At 62.5% G+C, this 15,978-nt stretch carries 12 protein-coding genes and 1 pseudogene; 8 read left to right on the plus strand and 5 right to left on the minus strand.

The window, feature by feature from the left end; translation table 11 throughout:
- Positions 1 to 133: 133 nt before the first annotated feature.
- From metK to FF80_RS08640, 3 genes are all read left to right on the plus strand, one after another.
- Positions 134 to 1,390: a methionine adenosyltransferase gene (metK, locus tag FF80_RS08630; RefSeq protein ID WP_035099289.1), complete on the plus strand. Its 1,257-nt coding sequence runs from the start codon at positions 134 to 136 to the stop codon at positions 1,388 to 1,390.
- Between the two features lie 146 nt (positions 1,391 to 1,536).
- Complete coding sequence (gene trmB / locus FF80_RS08635) at positions 1,537 to 2,241, plus strand: tRNA (guanosine(46)-N7)-methyltransferase TrmB (RefSeq protein WP_035099291.1); 705 nt, start codon at positions 1,537 to 1,539, stop codon at positions 2,239 to 2,241.
- Between the two features lie 132 nt (positions 2,242 to 2,373).
- On the plus strand, positions 2,374 to 2,760 hold the full coding sequence (locus FF80_RS08640) for a helix-turn-helix domain-containing protein (protein ID WP_052153321.1): 387 nt from the start codon (positions 2,374 to 2,376) through the stop codon (positions 2,758 to 2,760).
- 55 nt (positions 2,761 to 2,815) lie between these two features.
- Here the strand turns inward: FF80_RS08640 and FF80_RS08645 are convergent, their stop codons facing one another.
- Positions 2,816 to 3,103: a hypothetical protein gene (locus tag FF80_RS08645; RefSeq protein WP_035099293.1), complete on the minus strand. Its 288-nt coding sequence runs from the start codon at positions 3,101 to 3,103 to the stop codon at positions 2,816 to 2,818.
- Positions 3,104 to 3,703: 600 nt separating this feature from the next.
- Between FF80_RS08645 and rimP the strand changes: the two genes are divergently transcribed.
- The 5 genes from rimP (at position 3,704) to FF80_RS08670 (ending at position 10,102) form a co-directional block, all read left to right on the plus strand.
- Complete coding sequence (rimP, locus tag FF80_RS08650) at positions 3,704 to 4,327, plus strand: ribosome maturation factor RimP (RefSeq protein WP_035099295.1); 624 nt, start codon at positions 3,704 to 3,706, stop codon at positions 4,325 to 4,327.
- Entirely contained in the window at positions 4,328 to 5,926 is a 1,599-nt protein-coding gene (gene nusA / locus FF80_RS08655; protein WP_035099297.1) for a transcription termination factor NusA, read from the plus strand.
- 23 nt (positions 5,927 to 5,949) lie between these two features.
- The gene (locus FF80_RS08660) at positions 5,950 to 6,630 is read left to right on the plus strand and encodes an RNA-binding protein (RefSeq protein WP_052153322.1); all 681 of its coding nucleotides are present in this window, start codon (positions 5,950 to 5,952) and stop codon (positions 6,628 to 6,630) included.
- Between the two features lie 14 nt (positions 6,631 to 6,644).
- Complete coding sequence (gene infB / locus FF80_RS08665) at positions 6,645 to 9,485, plus strand: translation initiation factor IF-2 (RefSeq protein WP_035099298.1); 2,841 nt, start codon at positions 6,645 to 6,647, stop codon at positions 9,483 to 9,485.
- Between the two features lie 74 nt (positions 9,486 to 9,559).
- A complete protein-coding gene (locus tag FF80_RS08670; RefSeq protein WP_035099300.1) occupies positions 9,560 to 10,102 on the plus strand; it encodes a histidine phosphatase family protein in 543 nt (180 codons plus the stop codon).
- A 398-nt stretch (positions 10,103 to 10,500) separates the two neighbouring features.
- Here the strand turns inward: FF80_RS08670 and FF80_RS08675 are convergent, their stop codons facing one another.
- From FF80_RS08675 to FF80_RS08690, 4 genes and pseudogenes are all read right to left on the minus strand, one after another.
- Positions 10,501 to 11,115 carry a L,D-transpeptidase gene (locus FF80_RS08675; RefSeq protein ID WP_244445742.1) on the minus strand — a complete coding sequence of 205 codons (615 nt, stop codon included), beginning with the start codon at positions 11,113 to 11,115 and terminating at the stop codon, positions 10,501 to 10,503.
- A gap of 246 nt (positions 11,116 to 11,361) precedes the next feature.
- Entirely contained in the window at positions 11,362 to 13,500 is a 2,139-nt protein-coding gene (gene pnp, locus FF80_RS08680) for a polyribonucleotide nucleotidyltransferase (RefSeq protein WP_035099304.1), read from the minus strand.
- Between the two features lie 329 nt (positions 13,501 to 13,829).
- A pseudogene (rpsO, locus tag FF80_RS08685) lies at positions 13,830 to 14,182 on the minus strand (30S ribosomal protein S15).
- A 53-nt stretch (positions 14,183 to 14,235) separates the two neighbouring features.
- Positions 14,236 to 15,933 (minus strand): sensor histidine kinase, encoded by a 1,698-nt coding sequence (locus FF80_RS08690; protein ID WP_052153323.1) that lies wholly within the window; start codon positions 15,931 to 15,933, stop codon positions 14,236 to 14,238.
- Positions 15,934 to 15,978: the final 45 nt, after the last annotated feature.

Consider the following 15,978-nt stretch of genomic DNA (forward strand, 5'->3'; position numbering starts at 1 on the left):
CCAAACCATTCCGCTTGCAATGGCCCTGGCATATCAAGGTTTCTTTATATCCGCTTGACCGCGCGTCGCCCAAGTGTCAAAAACCAGCCCGAATAGCTCATTTTTGGCAGTTTTCGACAGATTCGAGGATAGTGTGGCGCGGTCGTCTTATCTCTTCACTTCGGAATCGGTGTCCGAAGGCCATCCCGACAAGGTCTGCGACCGCATCTCCGACGAAATCGTCGATCTGGTGTTCCGCGAGGCCAAGAAGGCCGGTATGGACCCCTCCCAGGTCCGCATCGCCTGCGAAACGCTGGCCACCACCAATCGCGTCATCATCGCCGGTGAAGTGCGTGTGCCCGAAACCCTGCTCAAGAAGGGCAAGGATGGCGCCATCGTCAAGGATGCCGCCGGCCACCCGCTGGTAAACCCGTCCAAGTTCAAGTCCACGGCCCGCAAGGCGATCCGCGCCATTGGCTATGAGCAATCGGGATTCCACTGGAAGACCGTCAAGATCGATGTGCTGCTGCATGGTCAATCTGCCGATATCGCGCAGGGCGTCGATGAATCGGGCAACAAGGATGTGGGCGCAGGCGACCAGGGCATCATGTTCGGCTATGCCAGCCGGGAGACCCCCGAGCTGCTACCGGCCCCGATCTATTATGCACACAAGATTCTCGAGACCCTGACCATTGCCCGCAAGGCCAATAACAGCGCGGCCGGCAAGCTGGGGCCCGATGCCAAGAGCCAGGTCACCGTGCGCTACGAAGACGGCAAGCCGGTGGGCGTGACCCAGATCGTGCTGTCGACCCAGCATCTGGACGAAAGCCTGACTTCGGCCGATGTGCGCGTCATTGTCGAACCCTATATCCGCCAGGCCCTGCCCGATGGCTGGATCGATGAAGCCACCGTGTGGCACGTCAACCCGACCGGCAAATTCGTCGTTGGCGGTCCCGATGGCGATGCGGGCCTGACCGGCCGCAAGATCATCGTTGATACCTATGGCGGCGCGGCTCCGCATGGCGGCGGCGCCTTTTCGGGCAAGGATCCGACCAAGGTGGATCGCTCGGCAGCCTATGCGGCGCGCTATCTGGCCAAGAATGTGGTTGCCGCCGGCATTGCCGATCGCGCCACCATCCAGCTCAGCTATGCCATTGGCGTGGCCCAGCCGCTTTCGATCTATGTCGATCTGCATGGCACCGGCAAGGTGGACGAGGCGGTGGTGGAACTGGCGCTGGCCAAGGTCATGGACCTCACCCCGCGCGGCATCCGCACCCATCTCGATCTCAATAAGCCCATCTATGCCAAGACCTCGGCCTATGGCCATTTCGGCCGCAAGGCGGGCCGCGATGGCAGCTTCTCCTGGGAAAAGACCGATCTGGTCGGCGCGCTGAAGGCTGCGGTGAAGTAATTCTCGCTGCCGAAAGCGCGGCATCTTTAGTAGACCTCATGGTGAGCCTGTCGAACCACGAGGTCGTGCCACGATAGTATCATTCTGCCACGACCTCGCCCCTCGACAAGCTCAGGGTGAGATCTACTGCGATATTGAGTAATTCGATGACCGACCATCAGCTTCCCAAAACCCGCTCGGGTGAACCGCGGGCCTTTTTCGGCCGCCGCTCCGGCAAGAAGCTGCATGGCGGACAGCAAGCCGTGTTCGACGCCACCCTGCCCGATCTTGAAATCAAGCTCGACGGCAAGCTCGATCCGAAAAGCCTGTTCCCGCAGGCGGAAAAGCTCATCATCGAAATCGGCTATGGCGGTGGCGAGCATCTGGCGCTTGAGGCCAGCCGGCACCCCAAGACCGGCTATATCGGCTGCGAGGTATTTACCGGCGGTATCGGCAAGATGGTGCAAACCATTGTGGCCGAGAACCTGAACAATATCCGGCTCTTTACCGATGATGCGCTCAAGCTGCTGTTCGCACTGCCGGACGCTTCGATCGACGAGATCTATTTGCTCTATCCCGATCCCTGGCCCAAGACGCGCCACCACAAGCGGCGCTTCGTCTCGCCGACCACGCTCAGGGAGCTGGCGCGGGTGATCCGGCCGGGTGGCCTGTTTCATTTCGCCACCGATATCGAGGATTACGCCAATTGGACACTGGCCCATATCGTACGCTCGCCCGATTTCGTCTTCCTGCCGGAACGACCGGGCGGCTGGCACGAGCCTTATGAGGGCTGGCAGGCGACGCGTTATGAGCAAAAGGCCCGGCGCGAGGGGCGGATGATCAGCTTTTATTTCAGCTTTCCGCGGCGTTGAGCCCCGCGCATCGTTCGCTGCAAGCGAACAGGCTGAATAGCTGCTATGTCAAAGTTTAATCGAACACTGGCCTAGAACCGGCCGGATTCAGCCCCATATGCGAAGCTCCGCCAGCGTCATCGAGGTTTCGTCATGTCAGCATTATCTGCCAGCCATGGAGCCGATCACGATCGCCTTGTGGTCAAGCCGGGCAAATGGACCCTGGTCGTGGTCATGCAATTGCGCAGCGAAACGCGGCGCTTCAGCGAATTGCGGCGTGGCATTGGCGAGATATCCCAGAAGACGCTGACCGTCACCCTGCGCGAACTGGAGCGCGACGGGTTTGTGTCGCGCACCATCTTTCCCACCATTCCGCCGCGGGTCGATTATGAATTGACCGCTTTGGGCCGCGAATTGCTTGAGCTGGCCGATGGCTGGCGCCAGTTTGCCGCCCGCAACCGCGTAGCGGTGGAGGCGGCCCGGCATCGATTCGACTCGGCCGCCGGTGATCCAGCCATAAGGCTGATCTCCAGCAGCTGAGAGTTATCCGGGCGTCGCCGGCCATCCGGCGGCGCCTGGAGCAGAACCGGCACGGTTACAGGTTAACCGGTGCCAGGGTGTCGCGGTCGAAATACTGCATGGTCTGCTTGCCGGACTCGTCAGAGACGAAGGCACGCACATAACCATTCCAGTCTTCAGCAGTGACGGCATTGATGCCCTTGGCGCGCAGCTTGGCAACGTCAACCTGAGCGTCCCAGGTGCTGTAACCGCCATTGTCATGCGAGGAGAACGAGGAGGTCAGCGAGTCGCTGGCATAAGTGGGAAGAGCCACGCCAACGAGACCAGCAGCGGCAACCAGGGCAAGCATTGTGTTCTTGATCATTTTAGTGTTCCTTTCGTTTGAACACCCTGGAAATGGGACCATTGCCGAACAACGGCAAGGCCTCAAATTTGTGCGTTTGCCCCTTGAAATTTGAAAACGCGTTCAGAGGGTTTTGCTAAGGAAATCAAGCGCTTCCAGTGTAACCTGGTTTCTTCCACGCCACCTGGTTTCGTCCCCGACACGATCAGCAATGGCGGGGGTTTGCGGTGGTTTGAGCCAGCTCGAGCCAAGCCATTTTGCTCCCGAACGGGCGCGCAAAACCCGAATTCCCGGGTTCGAAATCGCTCTCAAAAACGGGCGAAAACGCCGCCGATAAAAAACGAAAAAATTTCACTTTTTATCTGGCGAGTGCGCTTGCGGGAGCATTTTGCGGGGTTCGGGAACCCGGCGAACGCCTCTTATGGCCGTTGCGTGACACAATGACGACGCCGCCCGCGTTTGGCCGACCTTATATATGATATATGGCGTGGCGAAATGGGAGGGCTCCTCCCCACCCTTGCGGTATGGCGCTAACGGCGCTATATAGGCGAACAACATCTCTGGCAGTTTGCAGAGTGGGAGCCGCCCGGCCCCGCTCTTTTTTATTATCCGAAGGGACCCATGGGTTTCGATCTTACAGAGAAACGCTACATCAAGGAGACGGGCCTGGAAGCCCGGATCGCCCGCATCGTCGAGCCCGTGGCCAATGGTCTGGGCTTTTCGCTGGTGCGCATCAAGGTGACCCAGGAAAACGGCTGCACCTTGCAGATCATGGCGGAGGACGAGCATGCTCGTTTCACCATCATGGATTGCGAGGCGCTCTCCAAGGACCTCTCGCCCGTGCTCGACCTGGAAGACCCGATCGATCGCGAATATCATCTGGAAGTCAGCTCCCCCGGTATCGACCGGCCGCTGGTGCGCCGGCGTGACTTCGAGGCCCATATCGGGCACGAAGCCAAGATCGAGCTTTCCGACATGATCAATGGCCGCAAGCGCTATCGCGGCTTCATCAAGGCGACCGATGAGACGGCGGTGACCATCACGCTGCCCGACGCACCGGCCGGGACCGATCCCGACCATCGCCTGCTCTTTACCACCCTGGCCGACGCCAAATTGGTGATGACCGACGCCCTCATGGAAAAGGCGCGGCTCGACCAGGAACTCCACCCGATCGACGACGACGAGACCGAAACGGTCGAAATCGCCGCCAATGACGACGAAGATATCTCCAAGGAGACACATTAAATGGCAGTCAGCGCGAACCGCCTCGAGCTTTTGCAGATCGCAGATGCCGTTGCCCGTGAAAAGTCGATCGACCGCATGGTCGTGATCGAGGCGATGCAGGACGCCATGGAAAAGGCCGCCAAGGGTCGTTATGGCGCCGAAACCGAGATCAAGGTCGAGATCAATCCGCGTTCGGGCGAAACCCGCATGTGGCGCCTGCTCGAAATCGTCGACCAGGTCGAGGAAACCAGCCGCCAGGTCGATCTCAAGACCGCCCAGCTCAAGTCGCCCGAAGCCAAGGTCGGCGATTTCCTGACCGAGCCGCTGCCGCCGATGGAATTCGGCCGCATCGCTGCCCAGTCGGCCAAGCAGGTCATCGTGCAGAAGGTGCGCGATGCCGAGCGCGACCGCATGTATGAAGAATATTTCGGCCGCATTGGCGAGATCGTCAATGGCAGCGTCAAGCGTGTCGAATATGGCAATGTCATCGTCGATCTGGGCCGTGGCGAAGCCATTATCCGCCGTGACGAGCTGATCCCGCGCGAAATGTTCCGCTATGGCGACCGTGTTCGGGCCTATGTCTATGACGTGCGCCGCGAACAGCGCGGGCCGCAGATTTTCCTTAGCCGCACCCATCCGCAGTTCATGGCGAAGCTCTTCATGCAGGAAGTGCCCGAGATCTATGATGGCGTGATCACCATCCGCTCGATCGCCCGCGACCCGGGTTCGCGCGCCAAGATTGCCGTGACCTCCTCGGACAGCTCGATCGATCCGGTCGGGGCTTGCGTTGGTATGCGTGGTAGCCGCGTGCAGGCCGTGGTGGCCGAATTGCAGGGCGAAAAGATCGACATCATTCCCTGGACCGATACCATTGCCGACCTCGTGGTTTCGGCCCTGCAGCCGGCCGATGTGGCCAAGGTGGTGCTGGACGAGCAGGCCGAGCGCATCGAAGTCGTGGTGCCCGACGAACAGCTCTCGCTGGCCATCGGCCGCCGCGGCCAGAATGTGCGCCTTGCGAGCCAGCTGATCGGCTGGGATATCGACATCCTGACCGAGCAGGAAGAGAGCGAACGCCGCCAGAAGGAATTCACCGAACGCTCGACTTTGTTCATGAATGCCCTTGATGTCGATGAGATGGTTGCCCAGCTATTGGCTTCGGAAGGCTTCTCCTCGGTCGAGGAACTGGCCTATATCGAGCCCAATGAAATCGCCTCGATCGAGGGCTTCGACGAAGAAACGGCCGGTGAAATCCAGAACCGCGCCACCGAATACCTGGCCGAGATCGATCGCGCATTCGACGAGGAGCGCAAGGCGCTCGGCGTCGAGGACGAGCTTTACGAGATCGCCGGGCTCAATGCGGCCATGCTGGTTGCGCTGGGCAAGGATGACGTCAAGTCCGTGGAAGATTTCGCCGGTTGCGCTGCCGACGACCTGGTGGGTTGGTCGGAGCGCAAGGATGGCGAGACCAAGCGCTTTGAAGGCACGTTCAAGGATTTCCCCGTATCGCGCGAGGAAGCCGAGGACATGATTTTGCAGGCCCGCATCAAGGCCGGCTGGATCAATGCCGAAGACCTGCCGGTTGCCGATGATGGTGAATTCACCGAAGAGGCCTCGGCCTGATCGGTTCCGAGCGGGAGGGCAACATGGCCCAGCGCGAAGAAACGAGCCGCATGTGTGCCCTCACCAGGGCCGAAAAGCCGGTAGCGGAATTGATCCGCTTCGTGCTCGGCCCCGATGGGGTGCTGGTGCCCGATACCGAGGCGAAAGCCGAAGGCCGGGGCGTATGGATCAGCCTCAGCCGCGATGCGGTGGCCGAGGCGGTCAAGAAGAAGGTCTTCGCGCGCAGCCTCAAGACCGAGGTTGTGTTGCCCGAGGATCTGGCCGGGCTGACGGAATTGCGGCTGGTGCAGCGCTATCTGGGCGCGCTCAGCATGGCCAGGAAGGCCGGGCAGTTCATCAGCGGCGCGATGAAGGTGCGTGGCTTGCTCGATACGGGCAAGCTGATCGCGCTGATCACCGCGAGCGATGCCTCTGCCGATGGGCGCAGCAAGATGGTGGGTCCGCTTAAGGCCCTGCATCACGCGGCCCGCGAGGAGGGAATTTCGGGCTTTGAGGTGCCCCATTTCGAATTGCTCAGTTCTGAGCAATTGGGTTTGGCACTTGGACTCGAAAATGTGATACATGCTGCCCTAACGAGAGGGGCGGCAGCCCAAGCGGCGGTAGAAAAGGCCCGAAGACTGGCCCTTTATACCGCCAAACCGACGGATGAAGGCACCGGCCGCCCTGCGGTTGACGGTGACCTTTTGCCGAACGGACAAGTTTGAGAGACGCGAGAAGTATGGCTGATAACGACGACAAGCGCACGGACGACACTGGCGCCAAGAAGACGCTGACACTCAAGGGCGGCCCGGGCCTGGGCAATCGCCCCGGCATGTCGCGTGCACCGTCGCGCAGCACAGTGGTCGTCGAAAAGCGGACCCGCCGCGTACCGACGCCCGGTGCCCCTTCCGGCGCGCCGCAGCGCCCGCAATCGTCTGTCCCCTCGCAAGGGCAGCGCCCACAGCAAGGCCGCCCGGGCGCCCAGCAGCGTGCCCCGCTTGGCCTGAGCGCGGCCGAAGCCGAAGCCCGGCGCCAGGCGCTTGCGCTGGCCGGCGCCCGCCAGGCCGAGGATCGCGAGCGCTTTGCGGCCGAAGAGGCCCGCCGCATCGAGGACGATGCGCGCCGCCGCCAGATTCGCGAAGAAGCTGCACGCCTTGAGGAAGAGCGCCGTCAGGCTGCCGAGCCCGAGACCGGCCCGGCTGAAGCCCCGGCCGCCGCGGCAGGATCGCAGCCCGAACAGGCTTCCGCTCCGCAGGCGCCGGCAGAACCCGCCGAGCCGGTAACCCCGGCTAGCCAGCGCAATGCCGGTCCGTCCAGCGTGCGTGTCGTGGCCGGCCGTCCTGGCCAGCCGCCGCGCCCGCCGCGTGTCGAACGCCCAAGCAATACCCGCCCCGAAAGCGAACGCGGCGCCAATGCGCTGATTCGTCCCGGTGCCGCCGGTGCCCGTCCGGGCGCTCCTGGCGCGCGTCCTTCGGGCACTGCCGGCCGCCCGGCCGGTGAACGCCGTCCGGCTGGTGCCGGCATGGCCCCGATCGGCAATGTGCCGCCTGCCGGCCCCAACGAGGCTGACGGCCGCAAGGTTCGCACCGGCTCGCCTTCGGCGCGTCCGACGACGGAAGCCGAACTCGAAAATGCCCGCCGCGCCTCGCGTGCTGCCCCGGAACGTCCGACCCGTCGCGTTGGCGAAGAAGCCAATGCGCGTGGCCGCCTGACAGTCACCAATGCCGGCACCGAAAGCGATCGCGACAAGGGCCCGTCCCTGGCCGCCATGCGCCGCCGCCGCGACAAGAAGATGGGCCGCAACCAGCAGGTTGCGCCCAAGCTCAGCCGTGAAGTGGTCATTCCGGAGGCCATCACGGTCGCCGAACTGGCCAACCGCATGGCCGAACGCTCCGTCACCGTCATCAAGATGCTGATGGCGCAGGGCCAGATGGCCACCATCAACGACGTCATCGACGCCGACACCGCCGAGCTGATCGCAGCCGAGCTGGGCCACACGGTCAAGCGCGTTTCCGATGCCGACGTGGAAGAAGGCCTCTATGACATCCCCGCCGATGACAAGGCCGAGGATCTGACCGATCGTGCGCCGGTCGTGACCATTATGGGCCACGTCGACCACGGCAAGACCTCGCTGCTCGACGCGATCCGCGAAGCCAATGTGGTCTCGGGCGAAGCCGGTGGCATCACCCAGCATATCGGCGCCTACCAGGTCGAAAAGAACGGCAACAAGATCACCTTCCTCGATACCCCGGGCCACGAGGCGTTCACCGCCATGCGTGCCCGCGGCGCCCAGGCCACCGATATCGCGGTTCTGGTCGTGGCGGCCGACGACGGCGTGATGCCGCAGACCATCGAGTCCATCAAGCACGCCAAGGCGGCCGGGGTTCCGATCATCGTGGCCATCAACAAGATGGACAAGCCCGAAGCCAACCCGACCCGCGTTCGCACCGAGCTGCTGCAGCACGAAGTGTTCGTGGAATCCATGGGCGGCGACGTGCTGGACGTGGAAGTGTCGGCCAAGACCCAGGCGGGTCTCGACAAGCTGCTCGAAACCATCCTGCTGCAGGCCGAAGTGCTCGAGCTGCGCGTGGCCCGCGATGGCCGTGCCGAAGGCCTGGTCATCGAAGCCAAGCTCGATCGCGGTCGCGGTGCGGTCGCCACCGTCCTCGTGCAGCGCGGCACTCTGGCCATCGGCGACATCCTCGTCGCCGGCACCGAATTTGCCCGTGTGCGCGCCCTGATCAACGACAAGGGCGAGCAGGTCAAGGAAGCCGGTCCCTCCATTCCGGTGGAAGTGCTGGGCTTTACCGGCGTGCCGAGCGCGGGCGACCGGTTCTCTGTTGTGGAGACCGAGGCCCGCGCCCGCGAAGTCACCGAATATCGTCAGCGTGCCATCCGTGAAAAGACGGCCGGCGGCGGTGCGACGAGCCTCGAGCAGATGATGAATCAGCTCAAGGTCGCCGGCATCTCCAAGTTCCCGCTGATCATCAAGGGCGACGTGCAGGGTTCGGTCGAAGCCATCGTTGCTTCGCTCAACAAGCTGTCGACCGATGAAGTCTCCGCGCAGATCCTGATGAGCGGCGTGGGCGGCATCACCGAATCCGACGTGACCCTGGCTTCGGCCTCGAACGCCATCGTCATCGGCTTCAACGTGCGTGCCAACAAGCAGGCTACCGATCTGGCCACCCGCGACGGCATCGAAATCCGCTATTACAACATCATCTACGACCTCGTGGATGACGTGAAGGCGGCCATGTCCGGCCTGCTCAAGCCCGAGCGGCGCGAAACCTTCATCGGCAATGCCGAAATTCTGGAAGTCTTCTCGATCACCAAGGTCGGCAAGGTTGCCGGTTGCCGGATTACCGAAGGTATCGTCGAGCGCGGCGCCGGTGTGCGTCTTATCCGCGACAACGTCGTTATCCACGAAGGCAAGCTCAAGACGCTCAAGCGCTTCAAGGACGAAGTCAAGGAAGTCCAGACCGGCCAGGAATGCGGCATGGCCTTCGAGAACTACGAAGACATGCGCGCCGGCGACGTCATCGAATGCTTCCGCGTCGAGACCGTGCAGCGCACGCTGTAGGTCAATCGGCAGGCGAGATATTGCAAGGGGCGCGGCCAGCTGGCTGCGCCCTTTGTCATTGCGAGGAGAGGTAGATGGGCAAGCTGATCCTGATCCGGCACAGCGCGCCGCTGATCGATCCGGCAGTGCCGGCTCGTGACTGGATGCTAAGCACAGAGGGCCAAGCTGCCTCCGTGACGCTTGCCGAACGGCTGGCCAATCATGGCATAGGCGCCGTAATCTCCAGCGACGAGCCTAAGGCCTGCCAAACTGCCGAGGCGATCGCCGCCACCCTGCAATTGCCGCTGGAGGTCGACCGTGACCTGCGCGAGCACGAGCGGGCCAATGTCGGTTTTCTGCCAAGGCTCGAATTCGAGGCGGGTATCGCCCGTTTCTTCGCGCACCCCGGCGAACTGGTCTTCGGCGAGGAGACGGCCGACCAGGTCTTCTTGCGCTTCTCGGCAGCCGTAGAACGCAGCATGGGACAAAACCGCGGCACGATCGCGCTGCTCACCCACGGCACCGCGCTGACCCTCTATCTCGCCCGCACCACCGGTATTGCTCCGCTGCCCTTCTGGCGCGCGCTGACCCTCCCAATGGCCATAGCGGTGGAAGGCCGCGCGTTGACAGTCCTGTAGCAGGGCTCGAGGCCGCCGGCATTCCCCAGGCTGACTTGGGAAAAACCACCTTGGGCAGAGGTCTCACGGCCCTGCGAGGCTCTCCCCATCATCAGCCTTCTCCCCACCGTCATTACCCGGCTCGTCCAGGTAATCCATCTCTCCGCGCATGTTGTGGCATGGATTGCCCGGACGAGCCGGGCAATGACGGTGGGGGTGTGAGCTAGATACTTGGCCGCGCGGGAAATCTGCCATAAGCGGCAGGGTCAAAGCCTCACAAACCAAAAGACCCAGCTCTTGCAAGCTGGGTCTTCGTGAAATTTCCGGGCCATTGTCGCGGCAGCGGCAATCTTTTATTCGGTGACTACGGATTCCGAAACAAGGATCCCCGCTGTCGCGATAATGGCCCGAAGGCCGTTTTAGTTGATCACCACGACGCGGGTGCCGGTGGGAACGCGGGCATAAAGATCCAGAATGTCCTGGTTCATCAGGCGGATACAGCCCGAGGAAACATTGGTGCCGATCGTATAGGGCTCGGTCGTGCCATGCATGCGGAACAGCGTGTCCTGGCCATTCTTGTAGAGATAGAGCGCGCGCGGGCCCAGCGGATTGGTCGGACCGCCTTCCATGCCGCCGGCATAGGGGCCGTAGCGCTCGGGTTCGCGCTTGATCATGGACTGGGTGGGGGTCCAGCGCGGCCACTGGGCCTTGCGGCCGATCGTGGCGGTGCCGCGGAACACCAGGGCCTCGGTCTTGCCCACGCCGATGCCATAGCGCAGCGCCCGGCCGCCCTCGAGCACCAGATAGAGGAAGCGGGCCGGGGTATCGACAACGATGGTGCCGACCGGCTCGGAGGTCATATAGGGGACTTCCTGGCGCCACCATTGCGGGTCGACACGGCGCAGATCCATCGCTGCGATGGGGAAGGGCTCGTTATACACAGCGCCATACATGGCCTGATAATAGGGGTCGATACGGGGTTCTTCGACCACCGGGGCACGCGAAGTGGTGCAGGCGGCCAGAGCGAGGGGCATACCGATCATGAACAAACGGCGATTAAGCACAGCGAATCCTATGGGACGACGCAATTAGGTTGAGTTAGCAATGACCTATGCAGCCAAAGTGGACTTGCATAGTGCAGGAAAGCATCACTTGCCGAACGGGATGCAGGCCCATCGGTTCCTCGCAGGAAAGTGAAGCACTTATGCTTGTTGCAAAGTTACCACAAAAACGAAAAGGCCCGGAAAAATCCGGGCCTTCCAGTGGTCTAGCCGGCCGGATTATTCGGCGGCGGCTTCTTCGGACTTGATTTCCTTGCCGCTCGCCTGGTCGACGACCTTCATGGAGAGGCGGACCTTGCCGCGCTCGTCAAAGCCCAAGAGCTTGACCCAGACCTTGTCGCCTTCCTTGACCACGTCGGTGGTCTTGGCAACGCGCTGGTCGGCCAGCTGGGAGATATGCACCAGGCCATCCTTGGCGCCGAAGAAGTTCACGAAGGCGCCGAAATCGGCGGTCTTGACGACGGTGCCCTGATAGATGGCGCCCACTTCGGCTTCGTCGGTGATCGACTTGATCCACTTGATGGCCGCATCGATCTGCGCGCCGTCGCTGGAGGCAATCTTGATCGTACCATCGTCGTCGATATTGATCTTGGCGCCGGTCTTTTCGACGATCTCGCGGATCACCTTGCCACCGGTGCCGATCACTTCACGGATCTTTTCGGTCGGGATCTTGATGGTCTCGATACGCGGAGCGAACTCGCCCACTTCCGAACGGGACGCGGTGATGGCCTTGGCCATTTCGCCCAGGATGTGGATACGGCCGTCCTTGGCCTGACCCAGCGCGATCTGCATGATCTGCTCGGTGATGCCGGCGATCTTGATGTCCATCTGCAGGCTCGTGATACCCTGATCGGTACCAGCCACCTTGAAGTCCATGTCGCCCAGGTGATCTTCGTCACCCAGGATATCGCTCAGCACGGCGAATTTTTCGCCTTCGAGGATCAGGCCCATGGCAATACCCGCCACCGGACGCGCCAGCGGCACGCCGGCATCCATCAGCGCCAGCGAGGTGCCGCAGACGGTTGCCATCGAGGACGAACCATTGGATTCGGTGATCTCGGAGACGATTCGGATCGTATAGGGGAATTCCTCGACCGAAGGACGGATCGGGTTGATCGCGCGCCAGGCGAGCTTGCCATGGCCGATTTCGCGGCGGCCAGGCGAACCCATGCGGCCAGCTTCACCCACCGAATAGGGAGGGAAGTTGTAATGCAGCAGGAAGTTCTGCTTCTGGGTGCCTTCGAGCGAGTCGATATACTGCTCGTCTTCGCCGGTGCCCAGGGTTGCAACGACCAGCGCCTGGGTTTCCCCGCGGGTGAACAGCGCCGAACCATGGGTGCGGGGCAGCACGCCGACTTCGGAAACGATCGGGCGGACGGTCGACAGATCGCGGCCATCGATGCGCAGGCCGGTATCGAGCACGTTCCAGCGCACAACCTTGGCCTGCAGGTGCTTGAACACTGCGCCAACGTCTTCGGCCGAGATTTCGCCGGCTTCGATGCGGGCGGCGAAGTGGGCCTTGGCGACGGCCTTGACGGCGTCGACGGCCGCGTAGCGCTCTTCCTTCTTGGTCAGCTTATAGGCAGCGCGCAGATCGGCTTCGACCACGCCCAGCATTTCGGTTTCGATGGCGGAATGATCTTCCGGCTCGAAATCGCGGGCATCCTTGGCGGCGAGTTCGGCCAGCTTGATGATGGCGTCGATCACCTTGCGGCTCTCGGCATGGCCGAACATCACGGCGCCCAGCATGACTTCTTCGCTGAGTTCCTTGGCTTCGGATTCAACCATCAGCACGGCATCGGCAGTGCCGGCCATGACCAGGTCGAGCTTGCTGTCGGCGCGGCGGTCGACGGGCAGGTTCAGAACATATTCGCCATCGACATAACCGACGCGGGCGGCGCCGATCGGGCCCATGAAGGGAACGCCCGAAATGGTGAGGGCAGCCGAGGCCGCGACCATGGCCAGCACGTCTGGGTTGTTCTCCATGTCATGCTGGAGCACGGTTACGATGACCTGGGTCTCGTTCTTGTAGCCATCGGGGAACAGCGGGCGGATCGGACGGTCGATCAGGCGGCTGGTCAGCGTCTCGGCTTCGGTCGGGCGGCCTTCGCGCTTGAAGTAACCACCCGGGATCTTGCCGGCGGCAAAATACTTTTCCTGGTAGTTGACGGTCAGCGGGAAGAAATCGATGCCCGGCTTGGGCGATTTGGCTGACACCACGGTCGCCAGCAGCACGGTTTCACCCAGCGTGGCGAGGACGGCGCCATCGGCCTGGCGGGCAATCTTGCCGGTTTCGAGCGTCAGGGGCTGGCCGCCCCAGTTGAGCTCGACTTTATGGTGGTCGAAATTGATGGTCATCTTGTTCGTCTTTCCATTCTGCCGGCTGAGCGGGAACGCGGGGGCGTAGCAAAACCCCGCGAACTCATCCGGTGTGCCCGCACCCTTGACGCACCCCATGTGCGCAAAAGGCTCAAAATCAGGCACTGTTACGGCTGGCTAGGACGAAACATGGGCAAGACAACAAGCAGCTCCCCGGCGGAAGCGGCCAATAATCCTGCCATGCTCCGGCACTCGCCGGTCTACGCTGGCGCCCCATTTCCGCTCTCCCGATGAACGGGCTCCGGGCGGAATCTGCGGCAAAGGCGAATGCGGAGAATCCCCCGCATTCGCAAGTTCAGAAGCTGCGCTTAGCGGCGCAGGCCGAGCTTTTCGATCAAGGTCTTGTAACGGGCGTCGTCGATCTTCTTGACGTAGTCAAGCAGGCTGCGACGGGTCGAAACGAGCTTGAGCAGGCCGCGGCGGGAATGGTTGTCCTTGCCGTGATCCTTGAAGTGCTCGGTGAGATTGGCAATGCGCTCGGAGAGGATGGCAACCTGCACTTCGGGCGAGCCCGTATCGTTCGGCTTGGTTGCGTATTCCTGGATCAGAGCAGTCTTGCGCTCGGGCGTAATCGACATCGGAAATATCCTTTCAAAGGAGGATTGGGTCGCCCCGGCCGGGATGTCGTCCAGGCGGGGCCGTTGACGCCCGGTGCCCGCAAAGGCGCCGAACCTGGGGCTGCATATAGGGCAAAGCGGGGGATAACGCCAGAATTTATTCCGAATCAGGCTCGCCGGCCGGGGCAGGGGCCAGCGCCGGGTCGATGCCGGAAAGGGGTATGAGGAAGCGCCACTCCAGCCCATCGGCGCGATAGATCCGCTCGACCTTGGCATTGAGCGAGCGCCCGACCATGGATTTGAGCACTGTGGTGCCAAATCCGGTGCGCTCGCTGGCTTCCAGCCCCCGCACCAGGGTTTCCCGCCAGATCAGGTCGAGCCGCTCGCCGTCCTTTTGCCAGGTGACCGACAAATGCCCCGCGTCATCGAGAAATGCGCCATATTTGACCGCATTGGTCGCCAATTCATGCACGGCCATGCCCAGGGTCTGCGCCGCCTGGCCATTGAGCCGCACGGCGGGGCCGGCAATGTGTACGCGGCGGTCCGTAACCGGGCGGAAGGGCTCGATATGGTGCTCGATCAATTCTCCCAGCAGCACGCCGGCCGTGCCATGGGTGAGCAACAGGTCGGTCGAGCGGGCCAATCCCAGGATGCGCCGCTCGAAAGCCTGCACATAGCTGGGCAGATCGGTGGCGCCGCGGGCGGTCTGCTTGGCCATGGCGGCAATCACGGTCATCTGGTTCTTGGAGCGGTGTGCCAGTTCGCGCAGCAGGAACCGCACTTCGCGTTCGGCCGCCTGGCGGACCTCGGACGCCTGTTCCAGCGCCTCGGAGACTTCGGCAATTTCCGAGACCGGATAGGGTTTGGCGACCACGGGCTCGCCTGCGCCCAGCCGCCGCGCGTCGCGCGCCAGGCCCCGCACCGAACTGCCGATGCGCTTGCTGCCCCAGAACAGGGCCGCCAGGATCAGCCCAAGCAGCACGATGCCGCCGGCGATCAGCGTCAGCACGGCGATCAGCAATGGCTGGGAAATGCTCGACACCGGGGCCCAGGCCACCAGGCGCCAGCCGGTGGTGACTGAGCGCTGGATCACGCCCAAAGCGGCGCCCTGATCGGTGTCCAGATGTTGCCAGCCCAGGGAGAAGGCCTGCGCCATGGCGTTGAACGGGGCAAATTCCTCACCCGCTTCGCCCACGCCGGGCGTGGCGGCGATGATCCGGCCCTCATTGTCGAGTAGTGCCGTGTTCCAGCCCTCGGGCAGGCTATTGGCCGACAGCGCGCCGGCAAAATTGTTGGCCGGCTGGTTGAGCGCGATGAGCTTGGTGCCCTCGGGCCCCAGATCGACCGGCAGCAGGATATTGTAGACCCATTGCTGGGATACCGCGCCAAGCACCAGATCGGTGATCACCGGCTCGGTGCCGGCAAAGGCCCGCTCGCTGGAGGCAATGTCATTGGTCAAGCTGGGCGGGCTGTCGAAGGGCTCGCGTGTGCTGGCAAAGGTGGTGAAATCGGGATTGACGATGAACAGATTGGCATTGGTGCCGGCCAGAGCCACGACGCTGGTATTATGAAACCTGCGATAATCGCCGGCGCGCAGGGCAGGGGAGGCGGCCAGCACGCGCAGCGTCGTGATATTGGCGGCGATTTCGCGTTCCATGGCTTGCACGATGGAGCGCGACGTCGCCACGATCAGCGTTTCGACAATGCTTTCCTGCGCCGCTTGATTGCGCTGGATCAGGATGCCGGCAAACACAAAGCTGGGCACGATACCGGCAAAGGCCAGCACCAGCAGGTAGAATATGATCGAACGGGATCCAGACCGGGTGTGGATCGTCTTGGTTTCCGCCTTGCCCATGCACACTCAAATCCGGTGGCAGCAGGCGCGCGATTCGTCCCACTT

It is taken from the genome of Devosia sp. LC5 (assembly GCF_000735585.1).
Taxonomy (GTDB): domain Bacteria; phylum Pseudomonadota; class Alphaproteobacteria; order Rhizobiales; family Devosiaceae; genus Devosia.